The following is a 23,813-nucleotide window of genomic DNA, read 5'->3' as shown; positions in this document are numbered from 1 at the left end:
CGATTCCTTGTTGAGCGGGCCGTACCGATGGCACTACCTGTGCGCGCAGCGCGATCAGGCAATGCCAGGCAGGGGCTGTCACGCTTCCTGATAGTTCTCGATGGACGGGCAGGCGCAGACGAGATTGCGGTCGCCGAAGACATTGTCGACACGACCGACCGGAGGCCAGTACTTGTTCTCGATCAGCGAATCGACCGGGTACACCGCCTGTTCGCGGCTGTAAGGATGGCTCCACTGGCCGACGATTTCGGCAGCGGTGTGCGGCGCGTTTTTCAACGGGTTGTCATCTTTGTCCAGGCTGCCGTTTTCAACCGCGCGGATTTCTTCGCGGATCTTGATCATGGCGTCGCAGAAGCGGTCCAGTTCTTCTCTGGACTCACTTTCGGTCGGCTCGATCATCAAGGTCCCGGCGACCGGGAACGACATGGTCGGGGCATGGAAACCGAAGTCGATCAGGCGCTTGGCCACGTCGTCTACGCTGATGCCGCTGCTGTCCTTGATCGGGCGCAGGTCGAGGATGCACTCGTGCGCGACCAGGCCGTTGCTACCAGTGTAGAGCACCGGGTAATGCTCCTCCAGACGGCGCGAGATGTAGTTGGCATTGAGAATCGCCAGCTGCGAAGCGCGTTTCAGGCCTTCACCGCCCATCATGCGGATGTACATCCAGGTAATGGGCAGAATGCTGGCGCTGCCGAACGGTGCTGCGCAGACTGCGCCTTCCTTGCGCTCCATGCGGGCATGGCCGGGCATGAAAGGGGCGAGATGGGATTTCACGCCGATCGGACCAACGCCCGGGCCGCCACCGCCGTGGGGGATGCAGAAGGTCTTGTGCAGGTTGAGGTGGGATACGTCGCCGCCGAACTTGCCCGGTGCGCAGAGACCGACCATGGCGTTCATGTTTGCGCCATCGATGTAGACCTGGCCACCGTTGTCATGAACGATGCCGCAGATTTCGCGAATGCCTTCTTCGAACACGCCGTGGGTCGACGGGTAGGTGATCATGATCGCCGCCAACTGGTCACGATGCTGAGTGGCCTTGGCGCGCAGGTCTTCGATGTCGACGTTGCCGCGTGCATCACAGGCAGTCACCACGACGCGCATACCGGCCATGTTGGCGGTCGCCGGGTTGGTGCCGTGCGCCGAAGAAGGGATCAGGCAGATATCGCGATGTTCATCACCACGGCTCTGGTGGTAAGCGCGGATAGCCAGCAGTCCGGCGTATTCGCCCTGCGAGCCGGCGTTCGGCTGCAGCGAGATCGCGTCGTAACCGGTGGCCGCACAGAGCATGGCCTCCAGCTCATCGGTCAGTTGCTGATAACCGGCGCTTTGCTCGGCCGGGGCAAACGGGTGCAGGTTGCCGAATTCGGCCCAGGTCACCGGGATCATTTCGCTGGCGGCATTGAGCTTCATGGTGCACGAGCCCAGCGGAATCATGGTGCGATCCAGCGCCAGGTCCTTGTCGGCCAGCTTGCGCAGGTAGCGCATCAGCTCGGTTTCCGAGTGATAGCGGTTGAACACCGGGTGACTGAGGATCGCCGACTGACGCAGCAGCCCGGCCGGCAGGCGTGACTGGACGCTGTCTGCCAGCGCGGCGAAGTCCGGCAGGCTCTGGCCTTCGCCAGCGAAGATCGCCCACAGGTTTTCGACTGCCGACTGCGAGGTGGTCTCGTCCAGGGACAGGCCCAGACGCTGGTCATCGATTTCGCGCAGGTTGATGTGCCTGGCGCGGGCGGCAGCGTGCAGTGCAGTGGTCCTGTCACCGGTGTGCAGGGTCAGGCTGTCGAAGAAAAATGCCTGCTCGGCCTTCAGGCCCAGCGTGCTCAAGCCTTCGGCAAGAATCGCGGTCAGCTGGTGAACGCGATTGGCGATCTGTGTCAGGCCGCGCGGACCATGGTAGACGGCGTACATGCTGGCGATGTTGGCCAGCAGCACCTGTGCGGTGCAGATGTTGCTGGTGGCCTTCTCGCGACGAATATGCTGTTCGCGGGTCTGCATGGCCAGGCGCAGGGCCTGCTTGCCGTGACGGTCCACCGACACGCCGACCAGACGGCCTGGCATGTCACGTTTGAAGGCATCGCGGGTCGAGAAGTAGGCCGCATGCGGGCCACCGAAACCCAGCGGCACACCGAAGCGCTGGGCGCTACCGATCGCCACGTCAGCGCCGAACTCGCCTGGCGGGGTCAGCAGGGTAAGGGCCAGCAGGTCGGCAGCCACGGCGACCAGGGCGTTGGCCGCGTGGAAGCGCTCCACCAGCTCGCGATAATCGAACACATCGCCATTGCTGGCCGGGTATTGCAGCAACGCGCCGAAGTAATCGCTGACATCCTCCAGCTCGTGCTCATCGGCCACGACCACGGTGATGCCCAATGGCTCGGCGCGGGTACGCAACACATCCAGGGTCTGCGGATGACAGTGGCTGGACGCGAAAAACTGCTGGCTAGCCTTGTTTTTGCTCAAGCGTTTGCAAAAGGTCATTGCTTCGGCGGCCGCGGTGGCTTCGTCGAGCAGAGAGGCATTGGCAATCGGCAGGCCGGTGAGGTCGCTGATCAGTGTCTGGAAGTTGAGCAGTGACTCCAGGCGGCCCTGGGAAATCTCTGGCTGGTAAGGCGTGTAGGCGGTGTACCAGGCCGGGTTTTCCAGCAGGTTGCGCAGGATCGGTGCTGGCGTGTGGGTGTTGTAGTAACCCTGGCCGATGTAGGTCTTGAACAACTGATTCTTGCTGGCGATGGCCTTGATCGACGCCAGCGCATCGGCTTCGCTCTGCCCGGCAGGCAGGTTCAGAACGCTGGTGCCCTTGATGCTTTCCGGAATGACGCTGTCGCTCAGCGCTTCAATGGAATCGAAACCCAGCGTTTGCAGCATGGCCTGTTCGTCGGCCGCGCGCGGGCCGATGTGACGGGCGATGAATTCGTTGGCAGTGGTCAGTTCAATACGGTCAGTCATGGCGTGCTCCTCAGGCTTCGGCGTTGGCTTTGATCAGACGGTCATAGGCGTCCTGATCCAGCAGGCCGTGAATGGCGTTGGCGTCTTGTGGGATGAAGCGAAAGAACCAGCCCGCACCAAGGGCATCTTCATTGACCAGCTCCGGCGTGGCGTCGAGGGCGGAATTGACCTCGACGACTTCACCGTCCAACGGCATGTTGATGCTGCTGGCGGCTTTCACCGATTCCACCACCGACACTTCAGCGTGTTGAGTGTAGGCCTGTAATTCCGGGAGCTGCACGAAGACCACATCGCCCAGCGACTCCTGCGCGTAGGGCGTAATGCCGACCGTCACGCTGCCGTCGGTTTCGGCACGCAGCCATTCATGGTCAACGGTGAATCGCAACTCGCTCATACAAACTCCTCGGAGAACAGGGCTCGCGCAGCACGCGAGCAATATGAGTCATGACTTAGCAATTTAGCGGCCATGTTTAATTTATCTAATTAAATCAGTGGTTTAACGGTTTTTTACGTGAACGTGCCGATTCTGACTGTAGCGAAATCGATACACTGTTCGGCCATTTGAAAATATGTGTCTGATCAAGGCCTTGATACGCGCGGAGTGAAGTGCTTTGGAGTGAAATCGTTACAGTGGAACGATTTCGTTTCGGCAGGAGTGTCGTCGCATCCAGCCAGCGCATGAGCACTGGCTGAATGGTGTTCATAGAGCGGTTTACGGCTTGGGCGTGGTAGCGGCTACCGAAATATTTCCTGCTTCCCACTGGGACTCGCGCGCACCCAGTGCAACAGCAATGGCCTGTACTTTGGTCGAAGGAAGCTCCGAAGGCAGCGGATCAAGTCCCGCGCTGGCGAAGATCTGGCCATAAGCGTTACGCAGGTCGGCATACGCCAGGTCACGCCGCAAGTCGGCTTGCAGGGTGTTCAGTTCGCCCTGAATCAAGTCCAGTTCGCCCAGGCTGGCAGCCTGGTAACGGTTGCGCAGCTGGCCGACAATCTGGCTGTCGATGTTCGACAACTGCTGGCTTGTCTTGAACTGGCGCAAGGCTTCGTTGTAGTTGGCATTGGCCACATAAAGCTGGGCCAGTACTGCGATGGACATCGCCTGGCGGCGTGCGGCAGCAACTTCTTCGCCAGCCTTGGCTGCGTCAATGGCGGCAGGTGCCGACAGCACGTTGAACAGGTTCCAGGTGACTTTTACGCCCAGGTCAGCCCATTTGTCGTTGACCAGAAACGAGTTGCTGTCGTAATGGCCTCCTGCCGAGAACTCCAGGCCCGGCAGCATGCGCAACATGGCCTTGCGGGTTTCGGCCGAGCTGATGCGGGTCTGATAATCCTGCTCGCGCAGTTCGGGGCGGCTGGCCAGCGCTTCGGTTTCCAGGCGTGCCATGTCGACCTTGAGTTCCGGGATCGAGTAGTCGTCCGGCGTGGCCAGCTTCAAATCCGTGCCCAACGGCAGGTTGATCAGGGTCGCCAGTTCGGTCTTGGCCAGCGAGAGCGCCTTGCGCTGCTCTTCCAGCTGACGCGTCGCCTGGATCAGCGAGCGCTGGTAACCCAGTGCCTGCACCGGATCACCCACACGCTGCTCGCTCATTTTCTGGCTGTTGGCCTGGGCTTTCTCGACCCGCGCCATCAGGCTGTCGATCTGCGTGAGCATGCGTTCGGCAGCTACGGCGCGCCAGTAGGCCGAGCGCACGTCCTGAACGATGGTGTTGACCACCTTGCGACGCCGTTCCTGAACGATCAGGCGCTGGTCGCCTTGTTGTTTGGCACTGATGTAGCTGACGCCGAAGTCGAGCACGTTCCATACCATGGTCAGGTCAGCGACCCGGCGGCTGCGGTCTTGCGAAGTCGAAGGTTCGAGGGACTGGGTTCCGGTCTCGACACTTTCGCTGCTCGACGCGCTGACGTTGCTGCGCCCTGCATAGCCGGCGGAGAGTGCCATACGCGGCAGCATGTCGAAGCTGGCGAGGTCCAACTGGCGCTTGGCCAGGGCCTCCTCCATGATTTTCAGACGCGCCTCAAGGTTGTACTTCACCGCGCGGGCCATGGCCTGGTGCAGGGTCAAGGCGCCGTTCAATGGCTCCTGATCCCGGTACATCAGTTGCAGATCACTTTTAGCGCGCTGCTCGCTGACGCTCCGGTCGATCGGCTGGCTGGTGACAGCGCAACCACTCACTACCAGCGCCAGCAGGCTGATGCTGAACAACGTATGACTTCTTTTCATGCTCCGACCGCCCCTTGCTACCGCATTCTTTTTTTATGAGCGCCGTACAGGGACGGCGCATGACTCAAACTCTGTTTCAGGCTTGCACTTGACTCACACCTACTTCCCCCAAAGCCCATGCCAGTTCGCGCAGTTTTTCTTGCTCGTTATCAGTGATCTGTTGCAACTGCTGACCCAGGGTCAGTGCACCGAAACCTGCCTGGATGCTCTGCGACGAATCTTGCAAGCTATTGCTGCCTGCGCCTTCGAACGCCGCTGTCGTCGAAGTACCGGTAGCTGTTTCACGTGAAAACAGGGTCGACAGCGTACTGGTGCCGAATACGCTGCCTTCTCCGCTGCCGAAACCTATGAACCCGGACCCCGGGCCCCCGACACTGTTCGAGTCGAAGACCTGAGCGATGAAGCTCGGTGTCAGGGCACGATTGGTAATGAAAATATTGCCCACAGGCGGCAGATCACCCCCCGTGGTGCGCTGTTCGAACAACGGCGAGAAGCTCAACGGCGATCCCAGGTTGCCGGTAGGCGGGCTGAACAGTGCCGGTTGAAGTGGCAGATTTGCCGTGCTGATCAGCGGCGCCGGTGCATCGACCCGGAACTGCGGGTCGCCCGCCAGCGATGTCGTGGTGATGCTGTAGTTGGCAGACAGCGCGATGCCTGTGCCTGCATTGCCGGCCCGGTCACTCACGTTGCTGCTGTCCAGCACGATGAAATTGCTCGGGTCAGTCACGTTCGCGGTCGGTGTCAGGGTCGCGGTCCAGGTGGCCCCGCCATCGCTGCTGGCCAGACTGGACAGCGTGCCGTTGGCCACGCTGATGTCCGACAGCGTGAAGTTGGTGACCGGCTCGCTGAAGGCAAACGTCACCACTGAGGTCTGGCCCGTCGCCAGGTTCGGGTTGGCAATAGAGATATTCGCCGTCGGGCGCTGATTATCGATGGTGTAATTACTGGAGAGCGCTATTGTCGCGCCAGCATTGCCTGCCAGATCATTCACCGTGCCACTGTCCAGAACGATGAAGTTGTTGAGTGCGGTGACATTGGCGTCCGGCGTCAGGGTCGCGGTCCAGGTGCGCCCGCCGTCATCGCTGGTCAGATTGGAGAGGGTGCCATTGCCCACGCTGATGTCCGACAGGTCGAAATTGGTCACGCGCTCGCTGAAGGCGAAGGTCACCACTGAGGTCTGACCGATGGCCAGACTCGGGTTGGCGACCGTTATGGTCGCAGTCGGGCGCTGAGTGTCGATGGTGTAATTGTTCGAGGCCGTGGTGCCGCCGCCTGTGTTGCCCGACGCATTGCTGACGCCCGTATTGTCCAGTGTGATCAGGTTGGTCGCATCAGTCACATTCGCCGCTGGCGTAAAGGTCGCGGTCCAGGTGATGCCGCCATCGTTGCTGGAAACCGCACTCAAGGTACCGTTGGCCACGCTGAGGTCGGCATTGTTGAAGCCGCTTACCGCTTCGCTGAAGGTGATAGTCACCGGCGAGGTTTCACCGACCGACAGGGCGCTGTCGGCGACCACAATGGTGGCGGTCGGCTGAAGGGTGGCGATGCTGTAATTATTGGAGTTGGTTACGCCGCCTCCGGTATTGCCGGCCAGGTCGGCTACGCCAGTGTTGTTCAGCGCGATCAGGTTGGTGCTGTCGGCGATGTTTATGGCTGGCGTGAAGGTTGCCGTCCAGGTGACACCGCCATCATTGCTGCTGACGGCGCTCAAAGTGCCATTGGCAACGCTCAGGTCGCTGTTGTCGAAGCCGCTGACGGCCTCACTGAAGGTGATGGTCACCAGCGAGGTTTCACCCACTGACAGTGCGTTGTCGGCCACCACGATGCTGGCAGTCGGACGTGCTGTGTCGATGGCGTAATTATTGGAGAGTGTCAGGCCGGTTCCCGCATTACCCGCCAGATCGGTGACGCCTGCGTTGTTCAGGGTCACCAGATTGCTGCTGTCGGTAGTGCCGACCGATGGCGTCAGCGTGGCTGTCCATGTGATGCCACCGTCGCTGCTGCTCAGCGCGCTCAACGTACCGTTGGCCACCACCAGATCGGCGTTGCTGAAGCCACTGACTGCTTCGCCGAAGGTAATGGTAACCAGCGAGGTTTCACCGATGGTCAGCGTATTGTCGGCGATCACGATGGTCGCAGCAGGGCGCAGGGTATCGATGGCGTAGTTGTTGGAGGAGGTAATGCCGCTGCCGGGGTTGCCCGAGGCATTGGCAAACCCGGTGTTATCCAGGGTGATCAGGTTGCTCGCGTCGGTGACATTAGCCGTCGGCGTGAAGGTCGCCGTCCAGGTGATGCCGCCATCGCTGCTGCTGACTGCGCTCAATGTGCCGTTCTCGACTGTCAGGTCGGCATTGTTGAAGCCACTGACCGCTTCGCTGAAGGTGATGGTCACCAGCGAGGTTTCACCGACCGACAGGGCGCTGTCGGCGACCACAATGGTGGCGGTCGGCTGAAAGGTGTCGATGCTGTAATTATTTGAGTTGGTTACGCCGCTTCCGGTATTGCCGGCCAGGTCGGCTATGCCAGCGTTGTTCAGCGTGATCAGGTTGGTGCTGTCGGCGATGTTGATGGCTGGCGTGAAGGTTGCCGTCCAGGTGACACCGCCATCACTGCTGCTGACAGCGCTCAAGGTGCCATTGGCAACGCTCAGGTCGCTGTTGTCGAAACCGCCGACGGCCTCACTGAAGGTGATGGTCACCAGGGAGGTCTCACCCACTGACAGTGCGTTGTCGGCCACCACAATGCTGGCAGTCGGACGTACTGTGTCGATGGCGTAATTATTGGAAGGTGTCAGACCGGTTCCTGCATTACCCGCCAGATCGGTGACGCCAGCGTTGTTCAGGGTCACCAGATTGCTGCTGTCGGTAGTGCCAACCGATGGGGTCAGCGTGGCTGTCCACGTGAGGCCTCCGTCGCTGCTGCTCAGCGCGCTCAACGTACCGTTGGCCACCACCAGATCGGCGTTGCTGAAGCCACTGACCGCTTCGCTGAAAGTAATGGTCACCAGCGAGGTTTCACCGATGCTCAGCGTACTGTCGGCGATTACAATGGCCGCAGTCGGGCGCAGGGAGTCGATGGCGTAGTTGTTCGACGCGGTGGTGCCGGTGCCGGTAACGCCAGAGCCGTTGGCAAACCCGGTGTTGTCCAGCGTGATCAGGTTGCTCGCGTCGGTGACATCGGTCGTCGGCGTGAAGGTCGCGGTCCAGGTGATGCCGCCATCGTTGCTGCTGACTGCGCTCAATGTGCCGTTCTCGACCGCCAGGTCGGCATTGTTGAAGCCGCTGACTGCTTCGCTGAAGGTGATGGTCACCAGCGAGGTTTCCCCCACCGTCAGGGCGGTGTCGGCGACCACGACGGTGGCGGTCGGCTGCTGTGTGGCAATGGTGAAATTGCCGGAATCGGTCGTGCCGCTGCCGATATTTCCTGCCAGATCGGCTACGCCTGTGTTGGCCAGAGTGATGATGTTGGTGGTATCGGCCACATTGGCATTCGGCGTGTAGGTCGCGGTCCAGGTGACGCCGCCGTCGCTGCTGCTGACCACGCTCAGCGTGCCGTTCGGCACCGTCAGGTCGGCGTTGGTAAAACCGCTCACGGCTTCGCTGAACGTGATCGTCACCAGTGAGGTTTCACCGCCGGTCAGGGCGCTGTCCGACATCGAGATACTGGCTGTCGGGCGCGCTGTGTCGATGGCGTAGTTGTTCGAGGTGCTCAGACCGCTGCCTGCGTTACCCGCCAGATCGGCCACACCGCCGTTGTTCAGAATCACCGAATTGCTGTTGCTGGTAATCCCTGTTGTCGGCGTCAGGGTTGCGGTCCAGGTGATACCGCCATCGCTGCTGCTGACCGCGCTCAGGGTGCCATTGCTGATATTCAGATCAGCATTGGTGAAACCGCTGACCGCTTCGTTGAAGGTGATGGTCACCAGCGAGGTTTCAGCTATGTACAGAGCGTTGTCTGCCACCACGATGCTGGCGGTCGGCCGCTGGGTGTCGATGGCGTAATTGTTGGAGTTGATCGTGCCTGTGCCTGCGTTACCGGAAGCGTTGGCAACACCCCTTGTATCCAGCGTGATCAGGTTGGTGGTGTCGGTTACGTTTGCGCTTGGTGTGAGGGTTGCGGTCCAGGTGATGCCGCCGTTACTGCTGCTCACCGCGCTCAAGGTGCCATTGGCAACGGTCAGGTCGGCATTGGTGAACCCGGTCACGGCTTCGCTGAAGGTGATGCTGACCAGAGAGGTCTCGCCGGCGGAAAGGGCGCTGTCGTCGACGACCACTGTGGCGCTCGGGCGCACGGTGTCGATGGTAAAGTTGCCCGAGTTGCTCGTCCCGGCCCCGGCGTTGCCAGCCAGGTCCGCTACACCCGTGTTGCTCAGGCTGATCAGGTTGGTGGTGTCATTGACGTTGTTGTTCGGCGTGTAGGTCGCGGTCCAGGTGATGCCGCCGTCGCTGCTGGTGACGGTGCTCAAGGTGCCATTGGGCACTGTCAGGTCGGCATTGGTGAACCCGCTGACGGCTTCGCTGAATGTAATGGTTACCAGTGATGTTTCGTCAGCCGTGAGGCTGGCGTCTGCCACCAGAATGCTCACGGTCGGGCGCTGTGTATCGATGGCGTAGTTGTTCGAGTTTGTGGTCCCCGAGCCCGTATTGCCCGCCGCATCGCTGACACCTGTGTTGGCCAGAGTAATCACATTGGTGCTGTCGGTGATGTTATTGGTCGGTGTGAACGTCGCCGTCCAGACGATGTTGTTGCTCGTGGTCAGGGTGCTCAGCGTGCCATTGACGATGGTCAGGTCGGCGTTGGTGAAACCGGTCACTGCCTCACTGAAGGTGATGGTCACTTGTGAGGTTTCACCAATGCTCAGGGCGCTGTCGGTCAGCACGACGCTTGCGGTCGGACGTGCCGTGTCGATGGCGTAGTTGTTGGATGTGGCGACACCTGATCCGGTGTTCCCGGACAGATCTTGTACACCTGCCCGGTTGAGGCTGATCTGGTTGACGGTGCTGGTAAGGTCGGCGGTCGGCGTCAGCGTCGCGGTCCAGGTCTTGCCGCCATCACTGCTGCTGACAGCGGTCAATGTGCCGTTTGCCACCGTGAGGTCGGTATTGTCGAAGCCGGCGACCACTTCACTGAAGGTAATGGTGACCAGTGACGTTTCGCTTGCAGCGAGTGCGGTGTCCGCCACCACGACGGTCGCTGTCGGCGGCACGGTATCGGAGACTGCGTAGTTGTTGGAGGTCACGGTTCCGGTACCGATATTGCCGGCAGAGTCCTGCACCGCCGTTAACGGCAGGCTGATCGCATTGGAACTGTCGGAAATATTGCCGGAGGCCGTGAGAGTGGCTGTCCAGGTAATGTTGTTGGTGGTCACCAGATTGCTCAACGTACCGTTGGGCACGGTGATCTCGGAGATTTCCAGGCCGAAGACCGGCTCACTGAACGTGAACGTGACCAGCGACGTGCCACCCGAACTCAAGGATGTGTTGGCAATCACGATGCTGGAGCCCGTCGGCGCAGTTGTATCCGCGGTATAGGCAATGTTCAGCGTGCCGCCGTCGTTGAGGATGTTATTGACGGCAGTGGGTGATGTGCCATTGGCGCTGCCCGTACTGCCGTTTCCCTGGCCGCCTGCGCCGCTGCCGCCGACGTTGCCGGTCATCGCCGAGTTGTTGCTGGACGTGATATTGACCGTGCCTTTGTTCCAGATCGCGCCGATACCACGTCCACCGTTGCCACCAATCGTGCCGCCGCCACCGCCGCCACCGCCTGCACCGATGTTGCTGCTGATGGTCGAGGTGCCGATGATCGCCAGAGTGCCGTTCGAGGCGTTGTAAATGCCGCCGACGGCTGATCCGCCTCTGCCGCCATTGGCGTCAAAGCCCGAGCCGCCGCCACCGCCGCCGATGGTCCGACCGCCGCTGGTCGCGGTGCCGCCCGCGCCGCCGTTGGTGTAGCCGACAGGCGTGCCGTTTCCCCCGGCGCCGCCGCCGCTTGAATTGCCGCCCTGGCCTGCCAGATAAGCAGTGCTGAACGATGCCCCGTTGCCGCCGGTATTGGCTGACGGGGCGGTGGATGTGTAGGTGCCGGCACTGCCACCCGCAGCACCGTTCTGCCCGCCAATGCCGCCGCCACCGCCGCCGCCGCCGCCCACGTTTGGCGAGTTGACGCCACCGCCACCGCCACCGCCCGCTGCCGAGTTGGCAGTGACGGTGACGTTGCGCAGTGTGAGGTTGCCGGCGTTGTTGATGCCGCCGCCCAGTGCATCAGAGGCCGCAATGCTCGCGCCGCTGCTCGCACCCGTTGTGCTGGCCACGCCTCGGGTAATGATCACGCCATCGAGTGTGGCTGTGACCCCGGAATTGACCCTGATGACACTGGTTCTGTTCTGACCGTCCAGCGTCACGTCGGCCACGCCGTCGTTGTTCAGGTCGCCATCGAGGGTGATGTTCTTGCTGACCACCAGCTGGCTTTGCAGTGCAACGGTCATGCCGGTCGAGAAGGTTACGATATCGCCGTTCTGGGCATTGGTCAGCGCCTCGCGCAAGCTGCCTGTGCCGGTGTTGCTGGTAGACGTCACGGTGAAGGTCGCCAGCCCCCACTGGTAGGCGTCCATCGACTGTTGCGACAGGGCGCTGACGCTTTCGATGCTGCCGGTGGCAATTTCCAGATCCCAGTCGCCGCCCACGCCGGTACGGTTGGTGGACGCAGCAACATCCCGGCCGGTGAGGGCGGCCAGAGAATCGACGAAGCTCAGGCCCGGATCACCTTCGGCAGTGTTGCAGGCGTAAATCAGAATATCGCCGCCAGCGTTCATGTCATTGCCGATTTCGGCCAGCAGTGCGCTGCGTTGCGCAATGTTGTCGGCAGAAACGTAGCTGTTGCCCAGCCACAGATCACCGGAGTTGCCGTGTGCGATGATCTGCACTGAACTGACGCCCTGGTGGGACTCCAGGTAATCGGCAACCTGTTGCAGGCCATCCCTGGTAGCGTCCAGTTCGACCACTTGAGTGCCGGGTGCAACGCCAGTCAGCAGAGCCTGCGAATCCTTGACCCGGGAGTCGACAAAGACCACCGTACTGCCGGGCACGGCGGCCGGTTTGACGGGGACATCTGACGTGGCGCCGCTCTGCGCATGGGTGTCTTTACTGGCGCTACTGGCCTGTTCGGCACTCTTGGCCGATGCGTCGGGCGTTGGCTGGCTATCCGGCTGGGCCGCTTCAGCGACCGTCGCCGCGACCGCACCGTCGAACAGCATGCGCGGTTCGAGAGACATGATCATGGGCGAAACGGGGGAGGTTGCACTCGAGGGTGCCCGCTTTGTAGTCCGCGACTGTTGTTTGTTCCACCACATGCTGCTCACCAGAGATCGAACGTTACGAGTGATAAAACCGCGGTCAGTTGACGGCGGAGTCTGATTTCATACGGATGACGTTGGCTGCGCTGGCAGACCCGTCATTCCAGAACGACAACGCTGAATACTGCTCGAACAAGTCCGGCGGCAGGATGGTAGCCCTGGGCTCCAGCGCGACGCGGGGTTTGACCTTGTGCAGGCCGGACACGCCGAGCGCTTCATCGAACTCCGGGGCGTCATAGGCAAGGTTATTGAAATCGTGTTCAAACCACGGTTCGCCAATGAAGTCGTAGACCAGCCGCATGACGCGATCCGGTGCCTGAGACAGGAGGTCGTAATCGATCAGCAGAATCGAACTGGCATGCTCTCCGTAATAGGCTTCCTTGAGCGAGGCCCAGGCAAAACCCACCAGACGGTTGCGCTGCGCAAGCGTCTCGACCCTGCTGTAAACCGTGTTGCGTTCGACGTCGTCGTTGAACAGCTTGGTGTTTTCGAAAGGATTGGCGCGGTACAGGCGTTCGATGCTGTCCATCACCCAGGCGACATTGCGCACGCAGGCGATCACTTTGCTTTGCGGGAACAGGTCCATGAGTGCAGGCAGGCGTGCGCACCAGCCGCGGCTTGTATCGAACACCACGTCTTTATTGGCCTTGTCGGCGTAATAGGACTCGAATATCCCGCGCAACAAACGGCGGCGCATCTCGGTGCTGATCACTGAAGAGAATTCATTGCCAGCGCTGCATTGCCCCAGAATGCTGGAAAACAATGAGCCGACCGGGCTGCTCATGCCAGCATGGAAGCGCGGGTTCTGTAGAAGAATGGCTGAGAGCAGTGTGGAGCCCGATCTGGGCAAGCCTGCAATGAAATGGAATTTCTGCATCCATGCACCCATAGAATGACTTGCTTGAGTGTGAGAACTGCGTAACAAAAAGGTACTTGTATGCTAGTAGTTCGACATCATTGTGCAGATCTTAAGTGGGGAAGCCAGCGAAAAAGCCGCGCATGGCTGCGGGCCCCGCGGTTTAACAGGCCTGCCTCAATGGAAGGATGATGACTATCAGATGAACGGTAGTGAACTTTTCGGTTTTGCCAGGCAAATGTCACTGGATGTATAGCTGAAAGACGACCTGCAAAAACATCCACACTCTGAAAACTGCGTCTACGCTCCTTTCCTGCCACCTGCGGGACCGTGCCCCGGTGGATCGAAGTTTCCCATGACACAGAAGAAGGATGAGGCTGTATGGAAGTTTTTATGGGTTCGATCATGACGTTTGCCTTTCCATTTGCTCCCAGTGGCTGGATGCAGTGCAATGGACAAACACTGAGCATCAATCAGTACATGGCCTTGTACAGCCTGTTGGGGGTCACTTATGGTGGTGACGGCGCGCAGGGCTTCATGCTGCCCAACCTGCAGGGCCGGGTGCCGGTCAATCAAGGGACCGGGGTCAATCTCACCAGCAGGGTGATCGGAACAGCTTCGGGCGTCGAAAAGGTCACTGTGGCCATCGCCAACATGCCATCGCATGTGCATCAGATGAGCGCGTTGACGGCGACCACCACGATCAACCTGGCCAGTCCGGCAGTGGCAGGAGCGTCCATCGCGCCAACCGCTGACAATGCCTTCATCGGCGCTTCGACTACCGGCCCGACCTCCGCCAATATCTTCTCGCCCAGTGTGGGCACTGCACCGGTGGTGCAGAAGGGCGTCAGCACGGCCATCAGCGGAAGCATGCAGGCCGTGGGTGGCAGCCTTCCTCTCGACAGCATGAACCCGTTCCTGGTGGTGAACTTCAGTATTGCGCTGCAGGGTTATTTCCCTCAGCGGGATTGACTGATACGAGCCCAGGGACGGGCTCTTCCAATTCTTTCATGCTGGAGATGCATCATGCTGCAGGACGTTACGGTCGAACACTTCCAGAATCTGCTGGGCACTACCTGCCTGCTGCAAACAAGCAACGGGAGCCGGTTGCCTGTGCATGTCGCCTCGGTGGCCGAAAAACCCCAGGCACGAGCTGCCCGGCAACAACGCATGCCGTTCAACGTGTCCCTTGAGTCACTGGAGCCCAGCGAGTTTGTCGAGGGCGCCTGTGCTATCGAGCTGCCTGAACTGGGGCTGTTGACGGGGGTTTTCGTCTCTCGCGTTCCCGCCATGGGCCGCGACGAGAACATGGCTTATTACTGCATCAGCTTCAATTGATCAAAAGGCAGCGGACTGGCCTGGATACCAGATCAGCCTTGCCGCTGCCACATCCTGCTCCTCTACCTGAAACCCCAATGCCAGATACTGCTGGCGTGCGTGGGGGTTGTTGGACCAGACCACTGTCGCTACCGGGCAGCGGATCTGTTCTGCGGCCTGCTGGACGCCCTGTAAGACCTTGCGCCCATAACCCTTGCCACGTGCGGCCGGCATGAATGCCAGATACAGGACGCGAATCTCGTTATGGCCGAAATCCGTGACCAGCGCACCGATGAGTGTTCCGAGCTTTTCAATGACATAGTGCATGGCATTGGGGAAGTTCTCTCCCAGTCCCTGATCCTGTACACGAAACTGCTGAGCGATCACCTCTTCCACCTGATCGCGTTCGCCGTCGACCAATTGCAGGTCTGGACGCGCCGAGTGATAGAGCATCTGCAGAAAGGCACCGTCGGTTTCTCTGGATGGCCGCACGACCAGTCCATCGGTGTTGGCAAATGGCTTGTTTTGCATGTCTGCTGTCCTCTTTCCATGTGTCAGCTTCAGAACCCGCTTTCACGCACTCCCAATGCGGCGAGCCGGCGCCAGGTTGCGCCCAGCAGGGATTCGCTGCGGCCGTCCAGCACGGCGACGCCGCGCAGAGGCTGGGAGGGTGCGGCGGTGTTGTCTACCAGTTTGAGGCGTACACCATACTGACCCTGGACCGGCTCGGCGCGTTGATTCTCGTCACGGCGCACAGCAATCGGTCCGTGGTGGTCTGAGCTCAGCGCCTCCTGATCCAGCCAGGCCACACCGTTGGCATCCACCTCCAGCAATTCAACGGCCAGTGATTCGCGCATCGGGTCGTCGGCGATGAAGCGGCCACGATCACCGGGAGTAATACGCCACAGTGCATTTTCTGCCACATAACCACGAATCCGCGTGCCGTTCTCGACAACACGCAACAGGGGATCCTTGGTCGAGACCCAGCGACCGACGCTCAATTGCGGCAGCAGGTCGCGCACTTGTCCGGCCTTTGGCGCGCGCAACACCAAGCGCTCGCGACGTGCTGCCAGACCGCGATATTCGGCAACTGCCTCGGCCAGGCGCTGCTCGAGAATGCCGGCATCGGCAGCCGTCTCGCTACGACCGGCCTGGCGGCGCATCTGCAACTGCAGAATATTGATTTCACGGCGCACGATGCTTTGCCGCGAGTCGATATCCGGAGACTCCAGCTCCATCAGCACTGCGCCCTGTTCGACCTTCTGACCGTCCTGCACGTTGAGCTGTCTGACCCTGGCGGCGGCGGGGGCGTGAATGGCGGTCACGCTTTCGGCCTCCAGCATCACCGGCAGCTCGACACTGCTGTGCCACGGCACGCTCAGCAGTAACAGAAGCGCCAGCAAGCCTGCTGCGCTGAGCAATACACGCGGCGCCTGTGCCTGCTCACGGTTTGACCACCAGTGGCGACATTCCTTGAAAATCGGCAGGAAGATGAACCAGCCCAGCTCCACCAGCATCAGGAAGATCCCCAGCAACTTGAAAAACAGGTGATAGACCGCCAGCGCGATACCGAAAAACAATGCGGCACGCCATAGCCAGGACAGATAGCCCCACCACAGCAGACGACGCTGCATGGCCGGTGACCAGGGCTCGGGCGCAGGCAGACCGTAACCGAACAGTGCCTCGCGCAGCCGCCAGCGACACAGCGCAAAGGCCCGCCCCTGAAGGTTGTCGACTTCCCAAAAGTCGCTGATCAAAAAGTAGCCGTCAAAGCGCATGAATGGATTGAGGTTGACCATGACCGTGGTGAGCCACGTGGCGCTGGCCAGCATGAACGCTGCGGTGCGTGCCGGACCATCGGGCAGCAGCGACCAGGCCAGCAGGGCGACGCACGCCAGCAGCATTTCTGCCAGCACGCCGCCCGCGCCGATCAGCAGGCGGGCGCGTCGATCATTGACCCGCCAGGCATCGCTGACATCGGTGTAGAACAAGGGCAACAGAACCATGAACGCTACACCCATGCTCTGCACCCGGCATCCGGCACGCTTGGCCATGAAGGCATGTCCGAATTCATGACAGAGCTTGGCAAAAAACAGTGCAACGCCGAACGCCAGGGCGCCGCCGAGGCTGAACAAGTGCGGGAACGTGCCGACAAACCGCTGCCAGTCGCGGGCTACCAGAAAAATTCCCAACCCCAGCGTGAGTGGCAGCCCATAGCGCAGCAGCCTTGAACCGTAGCGCGCCAGCCACGGCCAGGCCCGGTTGAGAAAAGCGTCCGGACGCCAGAGCGGGATGCGGAAAAACAGGTATTGATGCAAGAGCATCTGCCACAGCCCATGGCGCGACGCCGCTGCCTTGCCGGCGTAGCTGGCGCGTTGTTCCGGGTCTTGTGCCGCGATCAAGTCATGCCCGCGCAAAAAGCGCAGCAGCTCGTCCACCTCGGTGTTGCCCAGTGGCAGGCCCGGTTCGCGATTGGCAGCCTGGAGCACCCGCGAGGCGTCGCCCAGTGCCCAATGGCGCAACAGGCGAATGGCCTGAGTGCCCAGCTTGAAATAGCGACCGCGGACCGGATCGGCCAGGGTCCAGCGTGGTGAGCCGTCGAGGTCCGGGGCGGCAGGTGTGAGCTGCAGGTCGGCGCGCAGGCTGGGCAGGCTCATTACAGGCCTACACTCTGACGCAGACCGGCAAGAGGGCGGCGCAGCAGGTAAAGCGCCAGAGGCGCGCGGTCACCGAATACCTTGGCGGTGCCGCGCAGACCGATTCGAGGCGGTGGTGAGTCGAGAAAGCTGGCATCCAGGCGGTACGCCAACTGCCCGCCAGGGGTGGCTTGCGCCTCGTACGCCGCCCGCTCCAGTCGAGCGGCGTGACGTTGCAGCGGGTCGCTGTCCAGAAACAGCGCGATTTCTGCATCCGGTTGCAGTGCGATGGCGTCGCCAACCGCCAGTTCGATACGCAGCTCAGCCTGGCTCGGGTCGGCAATTTCCAGCAGCCGTTCACCGGTCTGCACGGGTTTGCCAAGCCAGCGCTGGGCATCGGCAAACACCGCGATACCGTCGCGCTCGGCGCGTACTTCACTGCGTTTCAACAGTTCGCGAGCGTAGTCGCGTTCGGCACGCTTCTGTTCGACGCGGGCTGCCAGCAGGTCGATTCGCGAACTGGATTCGGCGTCAGCGAAAGAGCGTTGCGAATTGGCTTTCAGTTCTGCTTCGGCAACGCCCAACGCACGCTCGGCCACGTCGGCCTGAGCCTTGAGGGTGGTGTTCTCGAAGCGCAGCAGCAAATCACCGGTCTTGACGATCTGGTTGGGCTTGACCAGAAACTCGGCCACCACACCGTCCAGCGGTGCGGCCACTACCCGCCCGCCCAGCGGTACGACCTCGGCCGGTGCCAGCACCGACTGACGCACCGGAATCAGCAGGCACAGCAATGCCAGCATCGCCAACAGAGCCTGACGTTTACGATTGAACCGCAAGCGCCAGGGTTTACCGGGTTGCAGGGCGAGCCATGCATGGCTGCAGGTATCGCCCAGTTGTGCCAGCAGGACTTGCTCTGCCGGAGCCCAGGGTGTGTCGCGGGCCAGCCACAGGCCGCCAAAGACATCACCTTTGCGATCCTGTAGCGGCAGCCAGAAAACATGCGGTGCCGACAGACTGTTCCAGTCGTCGCGTACCGAAGCGCTCAGCGAGTCCATGTGCACGACGCGGGCGGGTTTGACCTGCTCGAGTTTGAGCAGTTGGCCGACCGCATGCTCGACGAAGGCCACAAACGGCGCATTCGGCTCAATGACGCTGACACCCGTCACCGCGCGCACCTTACCGGCAATTATCAGCGCCGCATGACGGTAGCCGAACAGCCCCTGGCTATCGTTGACCAGGCTGTAGGCCAGTTGCTCGGTGGTGGGCGCGGCGCGGGTCAGCCGTTCAAGGTCGAGAAACTGCGCGAAAACCCTTTCAATCGCGCCCTGTGCAGAGGCGTTCACTTGAGCTCCGCAAAATGTGCTGTGCCGCTCATGCCTCCCAGCAGACCCTCGGCCTTGGGCAGGCTGGCGATGAGCAGCAATGTCTGGCTGCCTTCATCGATGCGCGCACCCAGGCGCTTGATGGTGGCGGTCAGCGGCTGGCCCGTCTCGTCGGGAACGAAACTGAAGGTTTGTCCGGGCTTGAGTCTGCTCATCCAGCGCGAGGGCACCAGCAGGTGGATTTCCAGCGTGCGGTTATCGACGATTTCGAGCATCGGTGTACCAGCTGCAACACTCTCGTACCGCTTGACCTTGCGCTCCACGACTTGTCCGTCGTATGGCGCAACCACGCTGCAACGCTTGATCTGTACCTGATAGACGCCGGACTGCGCCTGGGTTTCGGAGAGCCTGGCCTCTGCGCGAGCCACCTCGAAACGGCCCACCGAGTTGAGCGCTGCCAGTTGCCGGTTGTGGGCAAGTTCCTCACTGGCCCCGCGACTGGCTGCCTGGGCTGCATTGAGTTGTGCCTGATAGGCCGAACAGTCGAAGCGGGCAAGTGTGTCGCCCTTGTTGAACGACTCGCCTTCCTGGAAAGGAAGATCAACGATGCGGCCCGACAGTTCGCTGGCAAGAACCGCTTGATTGGTCGCCCGCAGTACGCCCCTGGCGTCATTGGACGAGGCGGATGTACCGGCTGTTGCGTTGTCCTCGATCAACCCCGCATCGCTGGGCGTTTGCGCCTGAGCCAGGCCCGCCACACTTAGCATCCCTACAAGTACAGCCGGCAAACAGCGCATGCAGCGAACTCCTTGAAAAATGGCATGATCGGCACAGCGTGTGCCGATGACACTGGCTTATCCGGCGCGGCTTGCCGGTGAGCGCAAAAATGTTTCGAGCTCGTCAAGCGGCAGCGGCTTGCTGATCAGATAGCCCTGAATTTGATCGCAGTGGTTTTCACGAAGGAACGCCAGTTGCTCAGGGGTTTCCACACCCTCGGCGATCACCTGCAGGTCGAGGCTGTGAGCCAGCTCGATGATGGCTCTGGCGATGGCCGCATCCTGCGGGTTGCTGGTCACTTCGCGAATGAATGCGATGTCGATTTTAAGCTTGTCGATAGGGAATCGGCGCAGGTACGCCAGACTTGAATAGCCGGTGCCGAAATCGTCGATGGAAATACTCACGCGATTGGCCCGCAGCGCTCCTAGGGTGGCGATGGTGTGCGCGGTATTTTCCATCAACGAACTTTCTGTCAGTTCGACCTCGAGCCACTGCGGCGCAACATTATGTTTTTCGAGTGCCTGACGGATGTCGGCCACCAGGCTGCTGCTGGAAATCTGTTGCCCGGAAATGTTGACCGCTACCTGAAACAATCCCAACCCGGAGCGCTGCCAGCGCGCGATCTGGGCGCAGACGCTGTCGACGACCCAGTTGCCGACTTCACCGATCAGGCCGAGGCTTTCCAGCACGGGAACGAATACAGCAGGCGAAACGCCTGGGTGGCAAGGGCGTGGCCAGCGCAACAGTGCTTCAAGTCCGCAGATACGGTCGTTGTTCAGGTCCAGCTTGGGCTGGTAGACGATTTCGAAGGCCTGGTTACGCACCGCTTCGCGCAGCGCGGCCTCCAGGTCCAGGCGTGCCGAAACGTCGGCGTTCATCTGCGGCGTGTAGAACCGGTAGTTGTCCGGGCCGATCTTTCGGGCGCTGTTCATGGCGGTGTAGGCATGTCTGATCAGCTCGCGTGAGTCTTCGCCATCCTCCGGATAAAGCGCAATACCGATGCTGGCGGTCATGACCAGGCTCTGGCCTTCTATGCGGAAGGGCGCTCGCAATGCGTTGCGGATGCGCTCGAGCGTTTGCCGGGTATCCGCCTGGCCGGGACGAAGCATCAGAATCAGGGCGAACTGATCGCCGTCCACGCGGCCAAGGGTGTCGCTGGCATTCAGGCAGTTCGACAGTCGGCGGCTGACTTCCAGCAGCACCTCATCGCCCAGCACATGCCCCCAGGTTTCGTTGATGTTCTTGAAACCGTCGATATCGACCGTCAAGGCCGCCAGCTTCCAGCGACTGATGGCCGCCTGGGTCATGCCCATTTGCAGGCTGGTAAAAAACAGGTCGCGGTTGGGCAGGCCGGTCAGCGTGTCGTAGTGAGCCATGGTCAGCAGGCGTTGGTCGCTTTCCTTGCGCCGGGTGATGTCGCGCACGATGCCGACGATGACCCAATCCTCGCCGGTGCGGTAAGCCTGGCGATGGATTTCGACCTCGACATCCCGGCCGCTCTTGTCGCGAATCTGGGTTTCCAGAGGTTCGCTGGGGCCTTTACCGGCAATGATCTGGTCGTACACGACCTCAAGCTGCTCCATGGATGTTTCGCCCAGTTCGGCAGGCGTCTTGTGCGACAGCTCCTCGGCGGTATACCCCAGCAACTGGCAGGCCCGGCGGTTGAATTCGATCAGGCTCATGGTGTTGCGGTTGATCAGGAAGATCGCGTCTTCGGAGGCGTCCATCACCGTGCGAAAACGCTCAAGATCGATGGTCCGTTGCTGCAATTGATCTTCGAGGATCAGGCTGTGGCTCTTCAGGTAGTCGCCGAACGCCTTGAGGCGCAGCAGATTACGCACGCGCAGCCACAGTTCGGCGCTGTCCACAGGCTTGTTGAGGTATTCCTCGGCCCCGGCCTCCAGCCCCGACAGGCGGGAACTCTGGTCGTCGAGTGCCGAGAGCATGATGATCGGTATATTGGCGGTGCCCTTTTCGGCCTTGATCTGGCTGGCGACCTCATAGCCGTCCATGCCCGGCATCATGATGTCCAGCAGGATCAGGTCGGGTGCCTGTCGTTTGATCATGGCCAGCGCCAACTCGCCTGATTCCGCCGTCAGTGTCCGATAACCCTGGTTCTGCAAGAGCACCTCCAGCAGGTCCCGGACATGGACGTCGTCATCGATAATCAGGATGGTCGCGGCGCTCTGGGTCATATCGAATGCTCAGGTAATGGGCTGTTGAGGCAGATTTTTTTCCAGCAGGGTGTCGATGACCCGGTACAACTCCTTGTAGCGCAACGGCTTGATGACATAAGCGTTGCAGCCCGCCAGTCGGATCTTTTCCTTGTCTTCCTTCATGGCCATCGCGGTCAGTGCGATCACCGGGATCGCAGCTGTGCCGGCGTCTTTCTTCAACAGCGATGTGGCGGTCAGGCCGTCCATTTCCGGCAGATGGATGTCCATCAGGATCAGGTCGGGCTGACGCTCGCGAGCCAGTTTCAGGCCGCTTTCGGCATCGACGGCCGACAGCACGGCGTGCCCGGCGCTGGTCAGCAACAGCTCTGCCAGACGCATGTTCGCCGCATTGTCTTCAATGATCAGGATCTGGGCCATCGTGCCTCCGCTGATTCAGGTTGGCGGATGGGCAGCCACACCACGAAGCGCGCGCCGAGGTCCTTCACGCTGGCGACTGCGACGCAGCCGCCGTGAAGTTCGGTCAGTTGCTTGACCATCGCCAGGCCCAGGCCGGTGCCTTCGAATTTGCGTGCCAGGCCGCTGTCGATCTGGCTGAACGCCTTGAACAGCTTGTTCATGTCGCTCTGGGCGATGCCGATTCCGGTGTCGCTGACACTCAGTTCCAGAAACTGCTCACAGTCACCGGACGGAAGCGCGAACCCGTAGGTCGGCCAGTCACCGTCGATAAGACCTGCCTGGGAAGATGGCACCAGACGCACCGCCAGCGTCACCCATCCCCCCGGCTCGCTGAATTTCACGGCGTTGGCCAGCAGGTTGTAGACGATCTGTTTGGTCTTGCGCCGGTCGAGCTCAAGCACGCCGAAGTCGGCCTCTGTTTCCAGCTTCAGCTGAATATGTTGCAGGGCGGCCTGCTCGCGAACGATCAGCAGGCTGTTGCTCAGCAGTTCGTCCAGATCGACCGACTCGAGCTCCAGCGTCATCATCCCGGCCTCGACCTTGGACAGGTCGAGGATGTCATTGATCAGCGACAGCAGGTGCTGGCCACTGTTGAAGATGTCGCCTATGTAGCGTCGCTGGGCATCGGTCATGTCACCGACCATGCCGTCCTTGAGGGCTTCGGAGAAACCGATCACGGCGTTGAGCGGCGTGCGCAGCTCGTGGGACATGGTCGCAAGAAACTCGGACTTCATGTGGCTGGCATGTTCCAGCTCGATATTCTTTTCTTCCAGCGTCCGCTCGAAACGCTTGCGCTCGGTCACGTCGCGGGCCGCGGCGAACACACCCTTGAGCTTGCGGTCACGGTCATGAAAGGTCGCAGCGTTGTAGGACACTACGGTTTCAGTGCCGTCGTAGGCGCGCACGGTGAGTTCGTAATCACTGACCTTGTGCTCGCTGAGCACGCGCTTGATCGCGGCATCGGCACTCGCCGGGTCAGTGAAGAAGTTCTTGCAGGGCGCACCGATCAACTCGTCGCGGGTACGTCCGGTCAGCGCCATCATCTGCTTGTTGACGTCGGAAATGATGCCTTGCGGATCGGTCATCATCAGCGCATCGATGTTCGATTCGATCAGCGAGCGGGTATAGAACTGTTGGTCCCGCAGGCGCTGATCAAGCAAGGCCTGAGCCTCTTCCTCCTGCTTGCGTGCAGTGTTGTCGGTGCCGATCAGCAGATAACCGATGATGGTTTCGGCGCTGTCGCGCAGGGACGTGACCGAGACCATGGCCGACAGGCGGCTGCCGTCCTTGCGGATGTAGGTCAGTTCATAGATGTCTTCGATGCCCCGCGAGGCCTTGAACACCAGGGCCTCGAAGCCCGGCGTGATAGGCGTGTTGAGTTCATGGCTGAGGGCTGCCGCGCGGATGATGAGTTCGGCGGGGTCGGAGATGTCCGCAGGTGTGATTTTGTCGACCACGTCCTCGGAGTGATAACCGAGCATGCGTTCGGCGCCGACATTGAATATCTGGATAACGCCGTGTTCGTCGGTTGCGATACTTGAGAAGTAGGCACTGTTGAAAATTGCATCCTGCAGCGCACCGGTCTTGAGGAGGATTTTCTGACGGCGAGATTCTACGATTTTTTCAGCGCGAGACTGAGCGTCGACAAGCGGGCGGTCCACTGGCGAGGTTGGCATATGACTTCCCGGTACTAGCTGACCTTTTTGCCATTACGGCCGTAATCACACTACGGACACCCATTCAAATGGATGATA

Annotated in this window: 14 protein-coding genes; 2 read left to right on the top strand and 12 right to left on the bottom strand. The window is 60.9% G+C overall.

The features are described 5' to 3' along the window. Positions 1-78: 78 nt before the first annotated feature. The 5 genes from gcvP to BLR20_RS09995 all read right to left on the bottom strand — a co-directional run bounded on the left by gcvP (position 79) and on the right by BLR20_RS09995 (position 13,395). Positions 79-2,943 (bottom strand): aminomethyl-transferring glycine dehydrogenase, encoded by a 2,865-nt coding sequence (gene gcvP, locus BLR20_RS10020; protein WP_054993098.1) that lies wholly within the window; start codon positions 2,941-2,943, stop codon positions 79-81. Between the two features lie 10 nt (positions 2,944-2,953). Then, positions 2,954-3,337, bottom strand: a complete 384-nt coding sequence (gene gcvH / locus BLR20_RS10015) for a glycine cleavage system protein GcvH (protein ID WP_032615801.1) — start codon at positions 3,335-3,337, stop codon at positions 2,954-2,956. A gap of 318 nt (positions 3,338-3,655) precedes the next feature. Continuing rightward, positions 3,656-5,149 carry a TolC family protein gene (locus tag BLR20_RS10005; RefSeq protein ID WP_010435389.1) on the bottom strand — a complete coding sequence of 498 codons (1,494 nt, stop codon included), beginning with the start codon at positions 5,147-5,149 and terminating at the stop codon, positions 3,656-3,658. A 94-nt stretch (positions 5,150-5,243) separates the two neighbouring features. Further along, the gene (locus BLR20_RS10000) at positions 5,244-12,419 is read right to left on the bottom strand and encodes an Ig-like domain-containing protein (RefSeq protein ID WP_054993113.1); all 7,176 of its coding nucleotides are present in this window, start codon (positions 12,417-12,419) and stop codon (positions 5,244-5,246) included. Between the two features lie 139 nt (positions 12,420-12,558). Continuing rightward, positions 12,559-13,395, bottom strand: a complete 837-nt coding sequence (locus BLR20_RS09995) for a sulfotransferase family protein (RefSeq protein ID WP_054993112.1) — start codon at positions 13,393-13,395, stop codon at positions 12,559-12,561. A 360-nt stretch (positions 13,396-13,755) separates the two neighbouring features. Between BLR20_RS09995 and BLR20_RS09990 the strand changes: the two genes are divergently transcribed. Further along, positions 13,756-14,346 carry a phage tail protein gene (locus BLR20_RS09990; protein WP_010436688.1) on the top strand — a complete coding sequence of 197 codons (591 nt, stop codon included), beginning with the start codon at positions 13,756-13,758 and terminating at the stop codon, positions 14,344-14,346. Positions 14,347-14,400: 54 nt separating this feature from the next. After that, on the top strand, positions 14,401-14,712 hold the full coding sequence (locus tag BLR20_RS09985) for a DUF6916 family protein (protein WP_010436691.1): 312 nt from the start codon (positions 14,401-14,403) through the stop codon (positions 14,710-14,712). Here BLR20_RS09985 and BLR20_RS09980 read toward each other — a convergent pair whose 3' ends face one another. From BLR20_RS09980 to BLR20_RS09950, 7 genes are all read right to left on the bottom strand, one after another. Then, positions 14,713-15,222: a GNAT family N-acetyltransferase gene (locus BLR20_RS09980; protein WP_010436694.1), complete on the bottom strand. Its 510-nt coding sequence runs from the start codon at positions 15,220-15,222 to the stop codon at positions 14,713-14,715. A 29-nt stretch (positions 15,223-15,251) separates the two neighbouring features. Beyond that, positions 15,252-17,348 carry a site-2 protease family protein gene (locus BLR20_RS09975; RefSeq protein ID WP_054993097.1) on the bottom strand — a complete coding sequence of 699 codons (2,097 nt, stop codon included), beginning with the start codon at positions 17,346-17,348 and terminating at the stop codon, positions 15,252-15,254. Continuing rightward, a complete protein-coding gene (locus tag BLR20_RS09970) occupies positions 17,348-18,670 on the bottom strand; it encodes an efflux RND transporter periplasmic adaptor subunit (RefSeq protein ID WP_010436700.1) in 1,323 nt (440 codons plus the stop codon). The genes BLR20_RS09975 and BLR20_RS09970 overlap by 1 nt, the downstream gene beginning before the upstream one ends. Then, positions 18,667-19,416, bottom strand: a complete 750-nt coding sequence (locus tag BLR20_RS09965; protein WP_082429570.1) for an efflux RND transporter periplasmic adaptor subunit — start codon at positions 19,414-19,416, stop codon at positions 18,667-18,669. The genes BLR20_RS09970 and BLR20_RS09965 overlap by 4 nt, the downstream gene beginning before the upstream one ends. Positions 19,417-19,503: 87 nt before the next feature. Beyond that, the gene (locus BLR20_RS09960; RefSeq protein ID WP_054993095.1) at positions 19,504-21,621 is read right to left on the bottom strand and encodes a putative bifunctional diguanylate cyclase/phosphodiesterase; all 2,118 of its coding nucleotides are present in this window, start codon (positions 21,619-21,621) and stop codon (positions 19,504-19,506) included. Positions 21,622-21,630: 9 nt separating this feature from the next. Then, positions 21,631-22,020 carry a response regulator gene (locus BLR20_RS09955; RefSeq protein ID WP_003314036.1) on the bottom strand — a complete coding sequence of 130 codons (390 nt, stop codon included), beginning with the start codon at positions 22,018-22,020 and terminating at the stop codon, positions 21,631-21,633. Further along, positions 22,005-23,735: a PAS domain-containing sensor histidine kinase gene (locus tag BLR20_RS09950; protein ID WP_032615797.1), complete on the bottom strand. Its 1,731-nt coding sequence runs from the start codon at positions 23,733-23,735 to the stop codon at positions 22,005-22,007. Before BLR20_RS09950 ends, BLR20_RS09955 begins: the two co-directional genes overlap by 16 nt. Positions 23,736-23,813: the final 78 nt, after the last annotated feature.

Origin of the sequence: Pseudomonas congelans (assembly GCF_900103225.1) — a bacterium.
GTDB classification, from domain to species: Bacteria; Pseudomonadota; Gammaproteobacteria; order Pseudomonadales; family Pseudomonadaceae; genus Aquipseudomonas; species Aquipseudomonas congelans.
The sequence above is the reverse complement of the archived record's forward strand: the minus strand, read 5'-3'. Positions and strand labels throughout refer to the sequence as shown.